Here is a 2,334-nt window from a genome sequence, read left to right on the forward strand (position 1 = left end):
TGACAAGGGCTGCTCAATTTTCACCATCATAAAAGCTCGCCAAATCAGGTGGTACATGCGCTGCCTTGATCGGTCCTATGTCGCGAGGTTATGGGCAGTGGCACCAAGATCCCCCAGTCAAAAGCGATCGAGCTTCTGGCGCGAAGCGGGCTTCAGGACGCCGGCCGCTTCATTGACCTGACAGCTGGTTCAAAGGCGAGACCGCCCCATGACGGCACTTCAAAAAGGCATTTAAGTGAATAAAGCAGACTGCCGCCGCTATCCAGTTGCTCTACGCGGCTGTGAGTTTCGCGCGGCGCGCCCTGCCGGTGTTCCTCCCAACCGGCAGGGCGGTATTTCTCGAACGGGGATATGTCCGGTTTGCCGCCGATAGCGGTGTCGCCTGACGTGCCGAGACTAAGAGGGGACGGCCGGCTCATTCTGGAAGATTGCTACAACAGTAAGGGCGGGCGCCATAGGTGAGAGCGCGTATTGCCCAACACGGTGTGAGTTCCTGTGCGGTTCCTCGTTTGCCATACTTAGATGTTTACCAGCTCATGCCGTTCAGTTGGCCGTCGGTGGCGGTTGTAGCGATTACTGTGCTCAGCACGTTTGTCATCGAGGTGCTTGCAAGCCCGCGCATTCAGTTCCGCTTAGATGGAGGTAACTACCTGCTTGCCATATCGCGCAAGGCCATCATGTGCTTCGAACCATTTTGACATACGTCTTAGGACACTGCCACGTCGAGCAAGGACGAATCCATCATGAAGATACTGGGCAATCGTCGACATCATTACTCGTAGGCCGCCTATTGATCAAATGTCGACTGAACTAGCAGGCTGTTGAAGAAGTGTGCCGTATTGCCTTGAGGATGGCTTCGTCGCCGTTGTGGTAGGCGAATGTGATCTCGATCGAGCCGTCGTCGAGCAATTCGGCATGGCCATCGCCTGTGACTTCGTCCATCTCGTCACATCCACCCCATGTGAAGTGAACTATTGAGGGGCTGTAGCTGAGATCGAGGCCGGCTTGCAGGGCGCCAAAGGCGATCTCGCCGTTGTTGTCGCCGCCGATGGTGATCATGGCGGGGCCGCTGAGGTTCAGGTAGCCGCGATCCCACAGATCGGCTTCGATGATCCGCCAGCGGCCGATCAGTTGGCAGCCCGCGGGCGCGGTCATGTCGGCACCGCCAGGAGCTTCGTTAGCCGCACCAGATTGTAGGCGGCAGCCGCGAAGATGAAGGCCCACCCGACGCGGTCGCGTCCGCGCAACTTGGTCTTCTCCTGCCCGGCGACGGTCTTGATCCAGCCGAACGCCTCCTCGATGCGCTTGCGGATGCGCTGGCTGACGGCATAGCCGCCGTGCCGGGTTGTGCGGCGATCGATCGCGGAACGGCGGCCGTTCATGTTCTGCGCCACGTGCGGCGTCACCTTCATTGAGCGCAACTCGTTGATGAAGTCCTCCGCATCATAGGCCTTGTCGGCGCCGAACGTGATCGCCTGCGGCCGGTCGGCGCAAGGTTCGATCATATGCAGTGCGGCCACTCGCTCGGCATGCCCGTCGGCCAGCGTCAGACAGGCATCGACCAGCAGGCCATGGCGGTTCTCCATCAGCCCGTGCCCCATGAAGCAGAGCTTGGCCTCCTTGCCCCGTCCCTTGCGGTAGAGCCTGGCATCGGGGTCGGTGGTCGAAGCATGCGTCTCGTTCGACCGTTTCTGGCCGTGGAAGTCCGCCTCCGTGTTACGGCCACCGCCCTGAGCCGGCGGCTCGCCTGAGTCATTCCCCGGCTCTTCGCCCGAACCGTCCTTCGGCTTGAGGCTCTTCATCGACGCCCAGGCCGCGATCAGCGTCCCGTCGTGATCCGTGGAAAGGAGCTTCTTCACCTTAGGCTGCGCCAGGATTGCACTGAGGAACTTCGCCGCGATGTTGCCCTCAAGCAGCCGGTCGCGGTTCTTCGAGAACACCGAATCGTCGATGCCGATGCCGACGAACCAGCGGTACAGAAGGTCGTATTCCAGCCGCTCCATCAAAAGCCGCTCCGAGCGGATCGAATAGAACGCCTGCAAAAGCATCGCCCGCAGCAGCTTCTCCGGCGGGATCGAGGGCCGTCCGATCGGCGAGTACAGCGCCGCGAACTCGCGTTCCAACGCGGACAGGGCTTCATTCACGATCGTCCGGATCGCCCGCAACGGATGATTGCGCCGAACCCGGGCTTCAAGGTCCACGTAGCTGAACAGTTCGCCAGTTCGATCGTCGCCGCCGCGCACTCGTCATCTCCGAATCCCTTCGGAGTAGTGAATCACCGCTGCGGTCCGGTGGCGAGTGCCTTTTTCAACAGCCTGCTAGACGGCTTCTTTC

The 2,334-nt window shown here is 60.6% G+C and carries 2 protein-coding genes; both read right to left on the bottom strand.

The window, feature by feature from the left end; translation table 11 throughout:
* Positions 1-810: 810 nt before the first annotated feature.
* Positions 811-1,155 carry a hypothetical protein gene (locus tag ACWTU9_RS33020; RefSeq protein WP_095809620.1) on the bottom strand — a complete coding sequence of 115 codons (345 nt, stop codon included), beginning with the start codon at positions 1,153-1,155 and terminating at the stop codon, positions 811-813.
* On the bottom strand, positions 1,152-2,243 hold the full coding sequence (locus tag ACWTU9_RS33025) for an IS5 family transposase (RefSeq protein WP_455861985.1): 1,092 nt from the start codon (positions 2,241-2,243) through the stop codon (positions 1,152-1,154). Before ACWTU9_RS33025 ends, ACWTU9_RS33020 begins: the two co-directional genes overlap by 4 nt.
* Between the last annotated feature and the right edge of the window lie 91 nt (positions 2,244-2,334).

The organism is Mesorhizobium sp. 128a (assembly GCF_053848025.1).